The following is a 15,529-nucleotide window of genomic DNA, read 5'->3' as shown; positions in this document are numbered from 1 at the left end:
ATTCTGAGGAACGAAGAATCTATTATACATTATGCATTTATTCCGTAGAGGTTCGCGAATAGATCCTTCGTTCCTCACGATGACAAAGTAGAAATTTATAGGTTAACACATAAGTGTTTACGATTTGCTGTTCAATCCCTCTCCCAAAATCACCAAAATCCTGTTAACTTTACTGCGTAATGGCTCAAAAGTACATCGATAATTACCGCGAAAAAGGCGCCCGTAAACGGCTGGTTGATTTGTTGGAGAAAAAGGGGATTCAGGATAAGGATGTGTTAAACGCGATAGGCAAAGTACCCCGTCATTACTTTTTTGCCGAGACTTTCTGGAACCAGGCCTACAAAGATATTGCCTTCCCGATAGGCGAGGGGCAAACCATTTCCCAACCGTATACCGTAGCCTATCAAACCGAGTTACTACATATCCGCAAGGGCGATAAGGTACTGGAAATAGGCACCGGATCGGGCTACCAGACTTGTGTTTTATTAGAAATGGGTGCAACCGTTTACACTATCGAGCGCCAGGAAAAACTCTACGAAAAAACAAAATATGTATTGCCCGAAAAAATGGGTTATAAAGCCCATTTCTTTTGTGGCGATGGCTCAATAGGCATAGCCCAACATGCCCCTTATGATAAAATTATTGTAACTGCCGGCGCCCCCACAGTGCCCGATGTATTATTAAAGCAGTTGAAGATTGGCGGTATTTTAGTAATCCCCGTAGGTGATGAAGAAACCCAGAAAATGGTAACCATCTTAAAAGTTGCCGAGCACGACTATGAAAAAATTGTGTTGGATACCTTCAGGTTTGTGCCGCTGGTAGGGGATAAGGCCTGGTAATAAAGATTTCGGAATTGGGATGTTCGATTTCGGATTTTTAAATTGAGATTTGATTTAAATTTAGAATAATACATTCTCTAAATCCGAAATCGAACATCCGAAATCCCAAATCAAGTTACCTTTTCATCACCCTGTCCATTTCTATCTTCGTATCCCGTTCTTTCATGGTTTCCCGCTTATCAAAGGTTTTTTTACCTTGTGCAAGGCCGATTTCCAGCTTGGCAAAACCGCGCTCGCTGATGAACAGGGCGAGGGGAATAATGGTTAACCCTTTTTCTTCGCCACGCGTAAGGAGTTTTTTGAGCTCTTTTTTGTTAAGCAATAGCACGCGGTCGCGTTTGGCTTCGTGGTTATAGAATGATCCATATGAATACTCTGATATATGCAGGTTACGCACATATAGCTGCCCGTTAATGAAAGTACAAAATGCATCATTAATATTGGCTTTACCTTCGCGGATGGATTTAATTTCGGTCCCCAACAATTTTATGCCGGCCGTGTATTTATCCAGTACGTGGTATTCAAAATAAGCTTTTTTGTTTTTGATGTATATTTTATCCTCGGCCATTGTATTCAGATGTAAAGCTTGCAAACTTACAAAAAAATAACCCGCTCTCTATCTTACTTAAATGGCGAAACCTTTTGATGGTTTTTTTTAAGTCCTCCCCTTCAGGGGAGGATTTAGGTGGGGCTATGTACTTTGCGGCTTCACAATTAATACGGGTACATTAACTTTGTGCCTTACCGAATTTACTGTTGTGCCAAAAATCAAATCTTTTAAAGCTTTGTGCCCATGCGAACCCATCACAATAAAATCTACCCCGTTTTTGTTCACAATAGCGGCAATAGCATCTGCCGGGTTACCATATCCAATTTCACCATCGGCTTTATAGCCTAATTTTTTCATCGCCTGTACATATTTATCCAGGTTGTCAAAATCGCTTTGGGTTTCGTTATCCATCACCTGGCCGCCGTAATAGCGTGCCCCGGCAGTTTCTACCACGTGTATAAGGGTGTAGGTAGCCTGCTTACCACCTTGCATAATGGCGTGGCGCATGCAGTCGTTGTCGTTTTTTGAAAAATCAATAGTGATGGCTACGTGTTTATATATAATGGCATCCAGCTCGTTAATAGAATTTGCAATACCATGCGGAACGTAGGTTGGCTTATCGCTATGTTTATAAAACATCGGCCTTAAAAATACAAAAAGCAGCAACAAGGCTATCCCGATAACTATCGGCACAACAAAAATATAAATGTATAAATCGGCTTGCCGGCTTTCTTTCAGCCAGTCGCCAATCTGGTCATATACCAGCTTGGCGTTAAGGCCTACTATGAGTATAGCGCTTGCCCAGGCTAAAATTTTTACTTTAAGGCTGATGGCAAAATTTCCCATCCGCTTTTTGTCGGATGTAAAGTGGATTAAAGGAATTACCGCGAAACCAAGCTGAAGGCTCAATACCACCTGGCTTAAAATAATCAGGCTGCCCAAGGCTTCTTCTCCGAAGTATATGATGGTGAATACTGCCGGTACTATAGCCAGCACCCGTGTAAGCAACCGGCGCAGCCAGGGTTCAATACGGAGGTTAATATGGCCCTCCATAATGATTTGCCCCGCAAGGGTACCTGTAATGGTTGAGCTTTGCCCCGATGCGATAAGGGCGATAGCAAACAACACAGGGGATATCCGCCCAAATATGTGTTCCAGTAATTTATAGGCATCCTGTATTTCGGCAACCTGAAAATAACCGTTTTTAAAAAAAGCGGTAGCGGCAAGTATTAATATGGCCGCGTTTACAAAAAAAGCAAGGTTAAGCGCGATAACGGTATCAAACAAGTTGAATTTTATGGCCGATTTAAAGCCCTCTTCGGTGCGGGTAATTTTACGGGTTTGTACCAGCGACGAGTGCAGGTAAAGGTTGTGCGGCATTACCGTAGCGCCAATGATGCCAATAGCTATATACAGCATTTGCTGGCTTACAGCGTCATTTTTAAACAGGTTAACAGGAATAAAACCTTTTGCAACGTCCAGTACCTGTGGCCCGACAATAAACATCTCGACCAGGAATGAAACGCCGATGATGAAGATCATTGATATAATAAAACCCTCCAGCTTGCGCATTCCCTTATTCATTAAATAAAGCATGAGCACGGTATCGGTAATGGTAAGCGATACTCCCCAGATGAGCGGTAAATTAAATAACAGCTTTAAGCCGATAGCCATACCGATAATTTCGGCCAGATCGCAGGCTATGATAGCTACCTGGGCCAATATATACAGGCAAAAATTCACAAAACGGGGGTAGGCGTTCTTAGAAGCCTGTGCAAGGTCCAACCCACGTACTATGCCCAGCCGGGCGGCTAACGATTGCAGTAATAACGCGATGAGATTTGAAGCAAACAAAACCCAGATAAGCTTATACCCAAATGCGCTGCCCCCTGCAATGTCGGTGGCCCAGTTGCCCGGATCCATGTAACCTACGCTAACCAGGTAGGCCGGGCCGAGGAAGGCCATTGTTTTACGCCATCCGCTCAGGCTCTCGGGGTTAACCGAGCTATGTACGTTACCTAAAGAGTGATTATCATTTGTATTATTTTTGCTCATAGGGCTATCAGTAAATTATTGGCAACCTCGCGGCTAATATGTACTTCTTTATCTGTATCAAGTTTCAATGCCACCGAATGATCATATGCTATAACCTCGGTGATGGTGATTTTTTTGCCGATGGTAAGTTGTTGCTTTTCCAGGTATTGTAAAAATGGCGATGTATGGTCGCGCACTCCCGAAATTACCCCGCAATCGTTAATGGTTAATGCCGAAATTGGTTTAAGCTCGGCCGATTTAAATTTGCCGTTACAATCGGGTATCGGATCGCCGTGTGGATCGTGCTTTGGATGGCCCATAAATTCGTCGAGCCTGTCAATCAATTCTTCCGACGAGATATGCTCCATTTCTTCGGCCATGTCATGTACCTGGTCCCATTTAAAGTTTAATTTCTCTACCAAAAAATATTCCCACAGTCTGTGTTTACGAATAATGCCGATTGCTATCCTTTCGCCGGCGGCCGTAAGGCTTACGCCCTGGTAACGGGTGTAGTTAATCAGCGCTTTATCCGCCAGCTTTTTCAGCATATCTGTTACCGATGAAGCCTTGGTATTTAATGACGCGGCAATTTGATTGGTGCTGGCCATTCCGGCATCAGTTGCCAGGTGGTAAATGCATTTCAAATAGTTTTCCTCGGCTAATGTGTTCATTTATACAAATCTAATAAAAAATTTAGACTAATCTAAAATATGAAGACATGAGAAATATATTTTTGTTTTACTCGTTTTAATTGAAATTTAATTTCGTGAAATGCGGAATATATTATATTTGCAACACTATGGGCGCTGAATTAGATAAAATAGACTTACAGATACTGAAGATATTACAGGAAAATGGAAGGATAACCAACCTTCAATTGTCCAACGAAATTGGCCTTTCGCCGGCGCCAACGCTTGAGCGTGTGCGTAAGCTGGAAAATGCCGAATACATTAAAAGTTATCATGCCCTGGTGGATGAAGAAAAATTGGGCCTGGGTATCAAAACCTTTATCCAGATTTCGTTAGATTTTCATCAGAAAAATACCATCCAAACATTTTTGGACGAGATAAAGACAATTAAAGAAGTTACCGAGTGCCACCATGTAACCGGCCAGTGCGATTTTTTACTGAAGTGCTACGTGCGCGACATTAAATCATACGAACAATTGATCATGGAAAAAATAAGCCGAATCACGGTAGTAAAAACCTTCCAAACCATGATGATTATGTCGACCAGTAAGAAGGAGCCGATAGTGCCGCTGGAATACTAATAGAGGCAAGAATTAAGAGTCAGGAATCAAGATAAGTTCATCTTGCTTGTTGGATTTTATTGTGAAGCGTAAAAGAAAAAATCTTTTACGCTTTACTTTTTTGCAGCTGTCTTGATTCTTGGCTCTCCTAACGAAGCTGCCAATCAATCTCCTTCTTCCCTTCTTTCCTCAATATCTCATTTGTTTTCGAGAATGGCTTGCTGCCGAAAAAGCCCCGGTCGGCCGAGAAGGGGGATGGGTGGGCGCTTTTGATGATGAAATGTTTTTTTTCGTCGATCAAGGCTGCTTTTGATTGGGCGAAGGCTCCCCAGAGGATAAATAAGATGCCTTCTTTTTTATCGGATATGGTTTTGATAACCTGGTCGGTAAATTCTTCCCAGCCTTGTTTTTGGTGCGAGCCGGGTATGCTGGCCCTAACTGTTAATGTGGCGTTTAATAGCAATACACCTTGTTTGGCCCATTCCTCCAGGTTGCCATGTGCAGGTATTTTAAACCCAGGGATATCGCTTTGAAGTTCTTTGTAAATATTGGTTAATGACCGGGGGATAGCAATCCCTTTTTGTACCGAAAATGAAAGACCGTGTGCCTGGTGCGCGCCGTGGTACGGGTCCTGCCCCAGGATTACCACTTTAACATCATCAAAATGGGTGGTATTAAAAGCGTTAAAAATGTCGGCGTTTTTGGGGTAAACTATTTGTCCCGATTCTTTTTCCTGTAATAAAAATTGTTTTAGTTTAACCATGTAGGGCTTGTCAAATTCGGGTTGTAAAACCGCCTGCCATGATGCGTCTAATGAATTGGCCATAAATATTTTTATAGATGTTGATTTAGCGTACAAATAAACAGATATTTGTGCTTAATATATAGTAAAGCAAATTATGTCAAATATTGTTCGGTTAGTTGTAGCGTGTGTATTCTTTGGCGCAGCCGTTGCGCTTTGTGCTTTTGGCTTTTGGGGCTGGGGTATTTTGGTATTGCTGTTCGGTGGTATTACATTGTTAAGTTTCTTTTTTAACGAAAATATGATCTTAGCCCAATATTTTTTGCGCAAAGAGAATTCGGAGAAAGCGGAGGCCTGGTTATTGAAAATTACCGATTACGAAAAGCAATTACATAAAAATCAGCATGGTTATTACAACCTGTTGATCGGTTTGATCGAATCGCGCAGAGCACCGATGAAATCTGAAAAATATTTTAAGAAATCATTACAGCTGGGGATGAAAATGTCGCACAATATAGCGTTGGCTAAATTGAGCCTGGCGGGTATCTCAATGGCAAAACGCAACAAGCGCGAAGCCCAGATGTATTTGTCGGAAGCATCAAAAGATGATAAAAATAAATTACTTACCGACCAGATAAAGATGATGAAAGGCCAGTTGGCCCAAATGGATAAACAGGTAGTAAGGGGCGGATATCGCCAGTTTTAATCCGGATAAGGAAGGCAGAATAAAAATTAAGGAAAAAGAGATAAAAATAAAAGGGACCCAAAACGGGTCCCTTTTATTTTTCGTCAATAGCGCTAAAATAGTCGGCTGTGGCGGAGTGGTTTTGATAAGGGTTGATTATGCGGTCGCTATATGAAAACTCGCTTTCTTCGCTTGGGTTGGCCACTTCAACCATCTTTAATAAACTCCTGATAAACGACAGGTTGAAATTGCTCCTGTTAAGCTTTATCAGGTATTCGTTTTCGGTGATCTCCAGAATTGAATTGGTCATGATGTTTGTATCTTATTGTTTATTACAATTATAATCAACATTATTAAGTTGAACGTTGTATTTGCTTTAAGCTTTCATTAACAAATTGTTATCGTTATTGGGCCATTGAACCGGTATAATAGATTTTAGGGGTTACAATATATTTATAAAGTGTTTTATCTTTATAGGTAAATGACCAAATCTGAACTGATTAAGCAAATAGCCAATATAATTGGCAAGCCCAAAGTGCTGGAGCTAAGCCGCATATTGAAGGCACAAAACTTTGCTTTGCACGATTTGATTGATATTACCTTTCACCCGGATAAAGCTGTCGCTTTCAGGGCGGTATGGATGCTGGAAAATGTTTTTTTAACCGATCCGGAAAGTTATCTTGGCGATCTGCACTATATGATCTCGCGGTTCGGCGAAGTGAAACACCCCGGATGCCAGCGCCATTATGCTAAAATAATAATGCACATCACTGATGAAAATGCCCCGGAGTCGTTACAATTAAAGCTTCAGGAAATCAATTTTGAACCGGTGGTTGAGCAACTGTTTGACTGGATGATAAACCCCAGGGCAAAGGTTGCTGTAAAAATATTTGCAGCTTATGCCTTATTCAATTTAAAAGAATCATTTCCCTGGGTTAAAGAAGAGCTTACCGCTCAAATGGAGTTTTTAATGCGTAACGGCAGTGCAGCCATACAGGCAGGCGGGAGGAAGATATTGAAAGGGTTGTAGATGTGCAGATTTCAGATTACAGATGTGCAGATGATTAATCAATTTGAAAATTTGAGGATTTGAAAATTTGAAAATTAGATTTCTCATATCTAAAATTCATCCTTTTCATCTGCACATCTGCACATCCATTCTTTCATCTGCACATGATGGAACTGCAGAAGTGCTGCGGATTACAGATGTTCGGATTTCAGATGATTGAGCTTTGAGTTGTACGAATATGCAGACGATTATCAAAAGGCTTAATTTGCACATCTGTAATCTGCACATCTGCATATCTAAATTACGCATGTGGCCTATCTTCTCCGTGCAAATTATGGCTTACCTGGCCGTGGTGCAGCTTAGCGTGTATGGCAGACGAGCTATCGTCGGCATAAGTACCATAGGCATTCACTAATACGCCTTTAAGGTTATATTTTGGTGATGACACCGCGTACACTATCGACATATCATCGGGATTGCTGGCACCTTCAAAGCGGTAAAACTCGTCAATTATAAAATCGTCGGCACCCATATGAATGGCCTGGGCCTTATCATCTATGGTATCGCCTTCCAGGCTAAGGTTAGCTGTATATCCCCGTTTGAAAAGATCATTGGTGGCATCAAGCAGGCTTTCGTAATTTTTCATGGTGGAGATGTTTTGTTAAGTAATAGCAATTGATACTGCGTGTATTTGTGTAACCAATAAACTATTGATGTTGTTTTGATTTAGTGAATAATAAGCCTCTTATAAATCTACATTAAACAAAATGTCTCATTGCATTTAAGCAACAAGACATTTTGTTTATTTAAGGTCCTCCCTTTCTGAAGAGGTTTAGGTGAGGCTGTTTACTGCGCCTTAGCCAGCCACAGCGAAGCATTTAAATGCAAAGCCGGGTGCGAAGTATAACCCGAAGGTGCATCGCCAGACCAGCCGTTAAACAGGTTGTCGTTGGTATCGCCTGTGCCGTCATCGGCAGGTGAGCTATCACCAATAAATACAACCCTGCCGCTGCCGTATGTTGCCAAAAGCGCCATTGCATTGGCAGTGCCGCCATTAGTAGCGCTGTTGCGCCAGAATAAGCCCTGTACGCTTGCGTTATTTGCAGGGTACAAGGTAGCGGTTGAGCCGTTATAGAAAGCCAGTTTTGAAGCCGTGCCGGCCGCGCCGTTTAATACTATCTGCGCATTGGTATTGGTGCCTGTATAAACGTTGGTTGAAGGCCCTTCGCTGATATCAACGTAATTGATATTGAAACCAAAAGGATTACTGTTATTGATGCCGTTGTTGGTCATCAAATCGTTCCATACACGGGGCGAATCGTAACCATCGCCATCCCTGTCAGACGGGTTGTAACCATTGGCATCGGTACCTGCAGTTGTAGCTGCGGTGTGGTCGGCTATCATAAACAAGCCGCCGCCGTTGGCAACAAAGTTCATTAAAGCAGTTTTCTCTGCAGCAGTGAATAAACGGTTAGGCTCAACAACCACAAATACATCATAATTGCTCAAATCCTGCGCGTTTGCAGTACCATAGGTAATGGCTGTTCCGCTCGGCAATGATTCTACCAGCTCGCCGCGTTTTACCAGTTCGACAGCCCATGCCGAAATAGCGCCTTTCCAATAGGTTTCGGCAGTGCCCGAAGTAATGCCTGTATATGATGCTGTTGGTATGCGCTGTGCTTTTGTTTCTACAGTGGTACCACCGGTATAAAGTGGCACACTTTCGGTGCCATCGGCATCAATTTGCCAATCGGCGCTGCCTGCATTTTCAAGGTGACTTGCATCAAACAGGAATTTTTTGCCTGTAAGTACAGTGCCGCCGCCGCCGGTGCCGCCATCATTTATCGTAATATCATCAATATCTATACGATTTGTACCGCCGGTTAATTTGCGGATCTCGATACGGGCAGTGCCGGTTACGCCGGTAATGGTAAAAGTTGATAAGGTTAAGGTTGAAGTAGTGGTTATGGTTGATCCGGCCTGTGTATAGCTGCTGCCGCCGTTTACAGAATAAAATAGTCCCCATGTGCTGGCGCCATCGCTGCCGTAAGTACCGCTTTTAATAGTAACGGTGCTGATGCCTGTAGTAACATCAAACAGCATGGTAATTTTACCTGTGTTGCGGATACGGGCTGCCCAAGAGCCTGCCTTCAAATCGCCCGATAAGTTGCCAATTAGGGCGTCGTACAAATTCCATGAGTTGCCCGATAGTGTAACGTTATCGCCGCTGCTTGAGCCTGTGGGCGATACATCATAAGCAGTTTTAGGACTGGTTGCCCCTACTTCGAAACCCTGTGTAAGTGATACAGCCTGGATTTTAAGTTTTGTTACCGATGCTGTTTGGTTGTCGGCAGCATTTTGAACCGGCTGATTTGCATTTTTTTGACAGCCTGAAGCCAACGCTCCGGCCAAAGCTAAGGCAGCAAAAAGCAGCCTCGGATTTGTAAATTTTAGCATAGTGTGTTTTTTAGGTGATTAATGTATAAGTATGTGTTTATTAACTGTGTGTCAAACTTGGTGATTATTATGTAATTAACTATTGCTAATATATTAACTTATTGTTAAATGTGGTTGAATTAGTTGACAGAATGAGTGGTTGATCAGGATGAATTTGCCCGGCAGGATTGAATTTAATGCTACTTAAGCAACAATTTACTATCTTTACTTATGCTCATTCGTAAAAATTTAACCGGGATAAAAAGCAAGGTTAGGCATGGCCTGCTGGCGCTTACTTTATTGGTTAGCTTTTTTTCGATATCCGGATATATAAATAGTAACCGGCCAATAGCAAAAGCAACAGATACCGAGGTATTGGCTGTTAAACCGTTTGCATTAAAAAATGGCATCGGTTATAAAAGAGCATCCGTAGCTTTTTATCGGGCTGCATTTGTTCCTTTAGATCATAAACAAAGTTTTGGCCCGCGCATTTTGCTTTATGATAATCTTGTTGCGCATAAGTACCGGCATTTAAGGCTGCTTTTTTTAAATCACAAAAGCGCAGCTAATTTTCAAATCATCCCGCCAACTTCGTATCCAGCCGATCAGGATCATTTATCTGTCGGTTAATCCCTTCCAGTTTGTCCATTTATAATGGAATAGGTAAAATTTCTTACTCGCTTAACGCGCTGTAAAGCCAGGGAAATCGCTTTTAAAAGTTGATCCTGAAGAAAGGTAGCTCCTAAGGAGCAAAAAAGGTTGAACTATTCGTTTTCTACAAACAGGTAGCCTCTACGAGGCAGCTTAAAAGTGTATTATTTTGTAAAGGTCAACCGTTTGTAGCTGAAAAGGTTTAAAAGCGATTTCCCTGGCTGTAAAGCTTGTTGAGCACATTGCTAAATGCATGAAAAAGCTAAAAAAGCTGCTCAGGCTTGTTTGCCTGGGCCTGTTTTTATTATTGGCTGTAGCCGGCATTTCAATTGCCGGTGCAGCCCCCATACTTGCCAAAAACGAAGAACGTTTTAATAATACAGAAAACTTGATTGAAATGGTTGATGAGAAGGAGGAGGATGAAAGGTGAAAGGTGAAAGGTGAAAGGTGAAAGGTGAAAGGTGAAAGGTGAAAGGAATTATGTTAAATATAAAAAATCCGGTAATCCGATTAATCTGGTAAAATCCCGGTTCAGACAATTTTGCGTTAGGGATTGGCGTGGATACCGGCCAACGAGCGTAATGCCTGCAGGCGTATGAACAAAAAGCCCGGGCCGCAGGCAACGCCCGGATTAGTATCAAGTAGCGAGTATCAAGTATCAAGATTTTTTAGTCGGTATCAGTTAGCGAATATCAAGTAAAAAAATAGCCGCCCGAAAACCGGGTGGCCATTTTTAATATAATGGATTAGATGAGATCTAACCCAATCAACCTAATCCAACTCAATCAACCCAATCAACCACTCACTTATCCAACCACTTCACCAACCTTAGGCGTGTTGAGGAATACAAAGTTGTTATCAAACATATCCACTTTTATGGTGCTGTCTTTATCTACTTTGCCGGCCAGTATCTGTTTCGACAGTTCGTTCAGGATCTTTTTCTGGATGACACGTTTTAACGGACGGGCGCCAAACTGCGGATCGTAACCTAACTGGGCCAGCCAATCCAAGGCTTCTTCGCTTGCTTCCATGGTAATGCCCATTTCGGCCAGGGTTTGTTTTACCTGGTTAAACTGTAGTTTTACAATATCATGTATCTCGTTGCGGCTAAGCGGTGTGAACATGATGATCTCGTCTATCCTGTTCAAAAACTCGGGGCGGATGGTTGCCCTTAACAGGTTAAATAGCTCATTTTTGGTTTTGGCTATCAGTTCATCGCGATTACTATCCTCCAAAGTCTGGAAGTTTTCCTGGATGATGTTTGAGCCAATATTGCTGGTCATGATAATGATGGTATTTTTAAAGTTTACCACACGGCCTTTATTATCGGTTAAGCGGCCATCATCCAATACCTGCAATAGGATATTAAATACGTCAGGGTGCGCTTTTTCAATCTCGTCCAATAATACCACGCTATACGGTTTCCTGCGTACGGCTTCGGTTAACTGGCCACCTTCATCATAACCCACATAGCCCGGAGGCGCTCCTATTAGTCTTGAAACGGCATGGCGTTCCTGGTATTCGCTCATATCTATGCGCACCAGGGCGCCTTCGTCATTAAACAGGTATTCGGCCAGGGCTTTGGCCAGCTCGGTTTTGCCCACGCCGGTTGTGCCCAAAAATATGAACGATCCTATTGGTTTGCGCTTATCCTGTAAACCGGCGCGGCTGCGGCGTATGGCATCACTTATCGCCTCTATCGCTTCCTCCTGCCCTGCAACACGCTTGTGCAGCTCGCCTTCCAGGTTTAACAGTTTTTCTCTTTCACTTTGTATCATTTTACTCACCGGGATGCCTGTCCAGCGGGCTACTACGCCGGCAATATCATCGGCAGTAACTTCCTCTTTCAGCATGCGGCTATCGCTTTGGTTTTCCAAAAGGGCGGCTTTTAGTTTTTCCACCTCGGCCTGGGCCTGTACAATGGTGCCGTAACGTAATTCGGCTACTTTACCGTAGTCGCCGGCACGTTCGGCCTGTTCGGCTTCGAGTTTGTAGTGCTCGATTAGTTCAACTTTTGTGTTGATGCCATCAACAAGGTCTTTTTCACCCTTCCATTTGGCACGCAGCGAGTCGCGCTGAGCGGATAGATTGGCAATTTCTTCACTTAATTCGGCAACCTTGCGGTCGTCCTTTTCGCGTTTAATGGCCTCGCGCTCAATTTCAAGCTGCATAATGCGGCGTTCCAACTCGTCAACCACTTCGGGTACCGAATCCATCTCCAGGCGTAGTTTTGAAGCAGCCTCATCCATCAGGTCGATAGCTTTATCCGGTAAAAACCTGTCGGCTATGTACCGTTGCGACATTTCAACCGCTGCGATTATGGCTTCATCCTTGATCCGCACTTTGTGGTGAGTTTCGTAACGTTCTTTTAAACCACGTAATATCGATATGGCATCGGCGGCATCAGGTTCTTCAACCATAACCTTCTGAAAACGACGTTCCAGCGCTTTATCTTTTTCTAAATATTTTTGGTACTCGTTAAGGGTGGTTGCACCTATTGATCTTAATTCGCCACGGGCCAGGGCTGGTTTTAAAATGTTGGCAGCATCCATAGCGCCCTCGCCACCACCTGCGCCAACCAGCGTATGTATCTCATCTATAAATAAAATGATCTCGCCATCGCTTTGCGTAACTTCTTTTATAACGGCTTTAAGGCGTTCTTCAAACTCACCTTTATATTTGGCGCCTGCAATCAATGCGCCCATATCTAAGGAGTACACTGTTTTTGTTTTCAGGCTTTCGGGAACATCACCTTTGATAATCCTGAAAGCAATACCTTCGGCAATGGCTGTTTTACCAACACCCGGCTCGCCAACCAGTATGGGGTTGTTTTTGGTACGGCGTGACAGGATCTGGATAACACGCCTAATCTCATCATCACGGCCAATAACAGGGTCAAGCTTGCCGCTTTCGGCGTACTCATTAAGGTTGCGGGCATATTTGTTTAGGGCATTGTAGGTTGCTTCGGCATTTTGGTCGGTCACTTTGCTGTCGCCACGTAAAGCTATAATAGCTTTTTTAAGGTCCTTTTCGTTTACACCAAAATCTTTAAGCGCGCCGCTTACTTTGCCACCGGCTGCCAGCAAGCCTAAAAGTATGTGCTCCACCGACACAAACTCATCTTTAAACTCCTTTAAGTATCCTTGCGCTTTTTGCAGGGCCGAGTTACTATCTGACGATAAGTAAACGTTGCTGCCGCTAACTTTCGGGAACGATGCAATCTGGGTATCTAGTACCTCGTTCAGGCGGTTAAGGTTAACATTAAGCTTTTTTAGTAAGTAGGAAATAACATTTTCATCAACCAGCAGCAAGCCTTTTAACAGGTGCGCCGGCTCAATTGCCTGCTGCTGATTGCCGGTTGCAATCTCAGAAGCCTTTTGTACAGCTTCCTGTGCTTTTATTGTAAAGTTGTTAAAATTCATAGTGATTAGTGTTATGAGTTGTATTGGTCAAATCCCTTGCCAGTTAACCTGAACATGATAAAAAGTCATATGAAAAATATTTTAAACGTCATTTTGTCGCCAATAAAAATAATTGTAACATTTTTAATACTTTTATCTGTTCGATAAATATCAACTTCAACTCACTTTGACTACGCGCTTTTTTTTTAACACCCTGCCTGTTAAGTACAGATCATTGTACAGGGATTTTTACACCTATCAAAATTTGATTGCCGTAAGGGCAGCCAGCATCATATTTTTACTGTTAAATATAATAATCAGGGTACTGTATGTTGTTTTCCCGGCAAGCCTTACCAAAGCGCAAAACTTTCCCGAATTTAACGCAAGTAACTGGGTATTCCTGGTTATAACCCCATTTTTCCTGATAGCTGCCAACCTGCTGATATTGGAATATAAAAAGCATAAAAAAGGTACACAATTGATGGCGCTTGTTGTGTTTTTATTTTCGCTGTATATTATTACCTGCGGTATGTATTCCAGCTTTATCGCCACATCCGATCCCAGTAATTCGCTTACACTTTACCTGATAGCTTTGTGCCTTATCAGCGCGATAATGGTATTTGAATATTACGAAACCCTTATCCTCATCATAGGCATCGAACTGTTTTTTACCGCTTTGCTGCTATATAGCCAAACATCGGCAACGCAAATGCTTTATAATCAGTTAATATCAGTTGTGCTGTTATCGGCCTTTTATTTAACGTCGAGGTATTTTTTTACTTACAAAGCCAATAGTTACCAGCAGGTTTTATTAATAAGCGAAAAAAATCAGTTGATAGAAGGCGCCAATGTGTTTAAAAACCAGGTGCTGGGCATGGTAGCTCATGATCTGCGTAATCCCATCGCCTCGGTTGAGTCGATAGCGATGATGATGGAATTAGATGAGGTGACCGAGGATACGCAGGATAATTTAAATATGATTAAAGAATCGTGTGCCAAAGCCCGGTCGATTATTGATGACCTGCTTGATGCCGCCCGTAATGAAAACGGGAGACCAATTGAAACCGAAAGGACAGAACTGAATCAGTTGCTTAAAACCGCCGTAAACTCCTGGCGGACCCAGGGGAAACTGAACGTTGATGTTATTTTTACCAGTAGTGTAAACCCCGCTTATGCGCTGATTAATAAAGAAAGGTTTTCCCGTGTAATTGACAACCTGGTGAGTAATGCCGTGAAATTTTCAAAGGATAACAGCCGTGTTGACGTGCGGTTAAGCCAGGTTAGTAAAGATGTGATTATTGAGGTTCAGGATTATGGCATGGGGATCCCGCAGGCCATGCTTCCCGAAATATTTAACAGCTTTACCAAGGCAGGCCGCACCGGCGTGCGTGGCGAAAAATCGACTGGCTTAGGACTCAGCATTGTGCGCCAGATAGTTGAAAGCCATAAGGGTACTATCCACGTTGAAAGTACAGAAGGGAAAGGCTCTGTTTTTGTGGTGAAACTGCCTGTTGGTCATTAGTCATTGTCGCTGCGCTTGTCATTTCGCTGCGCTGTCATTGGTCATTGTCGCTTCGCTTGTCATTGGTCATTTCGCTGCGCTGTCATTAGTCATTGGTAGCTGTAAAGTTTGGCAAAACGCTGAAGGGGAAATGACATTCAAAAATAAAAAACTGTCATGCTGAGGAACGAAGCATCTATTCGCGAACTTTTCTATCGGTCATGCAAAGCAGATAGATCCTTTGTACCTGCCATTGACACATTATGCAGCAGTTTGATTTTCAACCAGTTGCACATTGTGCTTTTTAGCTAATCTTTTCAATGATGCCATCTCTCTTTTCTTTAGTTGCTCTTCATAACGCTTAGTTCCCTCCTCCACGTACGCGGTTCCTTTGGTTAATGTATTGTAATAGGCTATAGCCAGCTTTCTGGC

15 protein-coding genes are annotated in these 15,529 nt (G+C 42.8%); 7 read left to right on the top strand and 8 right to left on the bottom strand.

From position 1 onward, the window contains the following. Window positions 1–179 precede the first annotated feature (179 nt). Window positions 180–839, top strand: coding sequence for a protein-L-isoaspartate(D-aspartate) O-methyltransferase (locus AC1DXF_RS22625; RefSeq protein ID WP_477450971.1), 660 nt, complete (start codon window positions 180–182; stop codon window positions 837–839). A gap of 115 nt (window positions 840–954) precedes the next feature. Here AC1DXF_RS22625 and smpB read toward each other — a convergent pair whose 3' ends face one another. The 3 genes from smpB to AC1DXF_RS22610 all read right to left on the bottom strand — a co-directional run bounded on the left by smpB (window position 955) and on the right by AC1DXF_RS22610 (window position 4,094). Further along, window positions 955–1,407 carry an SsrA-binding protein SmpB gene (smpB, locus tag AC1DXF_RS22620; protein WP_147059360.1) on the bottom strand — a complete coding sequence of 151 codons (453 nt, stop codon included), beginning with the start codon at window positions 1,405–1,407 and terminating at the stop codon, window positions 955–957. Between the two features lie 123 nt (window positions 1,408–1,530). Beyond that, window positions 1,531–3,444, bottom strand: coding sequence for an Nramp family divalent metal transporter (locus AC1DXF_RS22615; RefSeq protein ID WP_477450970.1), 1,914 nt, complete (start codon window positions 3,442–3,444; stop codon window positions 1,531–1,533). Next, window positions 3,441–4,094 (bottom strand): metal-dependent transcriptional regulator, encoded by a 654-nt coding sequence (locus AC1DXF_RS22610; protein ID WP_477450969.1) that lies wholly within the window; start codon window positions 4,092–4,094, stop codon window positions 3,441–3,443. Before AC1DXF_RS22610 ends, AC1DXF_RS22615 begins: the two co-directional genes overlap by 4 nt. 128 nt (window positions 4,095–4,222) lie before the next feature. Here AC1DXF_RS22610 and AC1DXF_RS22605 point away from each other — a divergent pair, with 128 nt between their 5' ends. After that, complete coding sequence (locus tag AC1DXF_RS22605) at window positions 4,223–4,693, top strand: Lrp/AsnC family transcriptional regulator (protein ID WP_477450968.1); 471 nt, start codon at window positions 4,223–4,225, stop codon at window positions 4,691–4,693. Window positions 4,694–4,820: 127 nt separating this feature from the next. Here the strand turns inward: AC1DXF_RS22605 and ung are convergent, their stop codons facing one another. Then, window positions 4,821–5,498 carry a uracil-DNA glycosylase gene (ung, locus tag AC1DXF_RS22600; protein ID WP_477450967.1) on the bottom strand — a complete coding sequence of 226 codons (678 nt, stop codon included), beginning with the start codon at window positions 5,496–5,498 and terminating at the stop codon, window positions 4,821–4,823. Between the two features lie 73 nt (window positions 5,499–5,571). On the opposite strand from ung, the gene AC1DXF_RS22595 reads away from it, so the two are divergent. Next, complete coding sequence (locus AC1DXF_RS22595) at window positions 5,572–6,120, top strand: DUF2892 domain-containing protein (RefSeq protein ID WP_477450966.1); 549 nt, start codon at window positions 5,572–5,574, stop codon at window positions 6,118–6,120. A 73-nt stretch (window positions 6,121–6,193) separates the two neighbouring features. Here AC1DXF_RS22595 and AC1DXF_RS22590 read toward each other — a convergent pair whose 3' ends face one another. Then, window positions 6,194–6,409: a hypothetical protein gene (locus tag AC1DXF_RS22590; protein ID WP_477450965.1), complete on the bottom strand. Its 216-nt coding sequence runs from the start codon at window positions 6,407–6,409 to the stop codon at window positions 6,194–6,196. Window positions 6,410–6,580: 171 nt separating this feature from the next. Between AC1DXF_RS22590 and AC1DXF_RS22585 the strand changes: the two genes are divergently transcribed. Continuing rightward, window positions 6,581–7,129, top strand: a complete 549-nt coding sequence (locus AC1DXF_RS22585) for a hypothetical protein (protein ID WP_477450964.1) — start codon at window positions 6,581–6,583, stop codon at window positions 7,127–7,129. A gap of 280 nt (window positions 7,130–7,409) precedes the next feature. Here the strand turns inward: AC1DXF_RS22585 and AC1DXF_RS22580 are convergent, their stop codons facing one another. Both AC1DXF_RS22580 and AC1DXF_RS22575 read right to left on the bottom strand, forming a co-directional pair. Continuing rightward, window positions 7,410–7,754: a phosphoribosylpyrophosphate synthetase gene (locus tag AC1DXF_RS22580; protein WP_477450963.1), complete on the bottom strand. Its 345-nt coding sequence runs from the start codon at window positions 7,752–7,754 to the stop codon at window positions 7,410–7,412. Window positions 7,755–7,954: 200 nt separating this feature from the next. Then, entirely contained in the window at window positions 7,955–9,565 is a 1,611-nt protein-coding gene (locus AC1DXF_RS22575; protein ID WP_477450962.1) for a hypothetical protein, read from the bottom strand. Window positions 9,566–9,775: 210 nt separating this feature from the next. On the opposite strand from AC1DXF_RS22575, the gene AC1DXF_RS22570 reads away from it, so the two are divergent. Both AC1DXF_RS22570 and AC1DXF_RS22565 read left to right on the top strand, forming a co-directional pair. Further along, the gene (locus tag AC1DXF_RS22570) at window positions 9,776–10,174 is read left to right on the top strand and encodes a hypothetical protein (protein WP_477450961.1); all 399 of its coding nucleotides are present in this window, start codon (window positions 9,776–9,778) and stop codon (window positions 10,172–10,174) included. 274 nt (window positions 10,175–10,448) lie between these two features. After that, window positions 10,449–10,625 carry a hypothetical protein gene (locus AC1DXF_RS22565; RefSeq protein ID WP_477450960.1) on the top strand — a complete coding sequence of 59 codons (177 nt, stop codon included), beginning with the start codon at window positions 10,449–10,451 and terminating at the stop codon, window positions 10,623–10,625. Window positions 10,626–11,001: 376 nt separating this feature from the next. Here the strand turns inward: AC1DXF_RS22565 and clpB are convergent, their stop codons facing one another. Then, window positions 11,002–13,617 carry an ATP-dependent chaperone ClpB gene (gene clpB / locus AC1DXF_RS22560; protein WP_477450959.1) on the bottom strand — a complete coding sequence of 872 codons (2,616 nt, stop codon included), beginning with the start codon at window positions 13,615–13,617 and terminating at the stop codon, window positions 11,002–11,004. Window positions 13,618–13,783: 166 nt separating this feature from the next. On the opposite strand from clpB, the gene AC1DXF_RS22555 reads away from it, so the two are divergent. Continuing rightward, window positions 13,784–15,118: a sensor histidine kinase gene (locus AC1DXF_RS22555; protein ID WP_477450958.1), complete on the top strand. Its 1,335-nt coding sequence runs from the start codon at window positions 13,784–13,786 to the stop codon at window positions 15,116–15,118. The last annotated feature ends 411 nt before the right edge of the window (window positions 15,119–15,529 follow it).

It is taken from the genome of Mucilaginibacter sp. P2_A5 (assembly GCF_056404995.1).
This window is presented reverse-complemented; position numbering and strand designations above follow the sequence as displayed.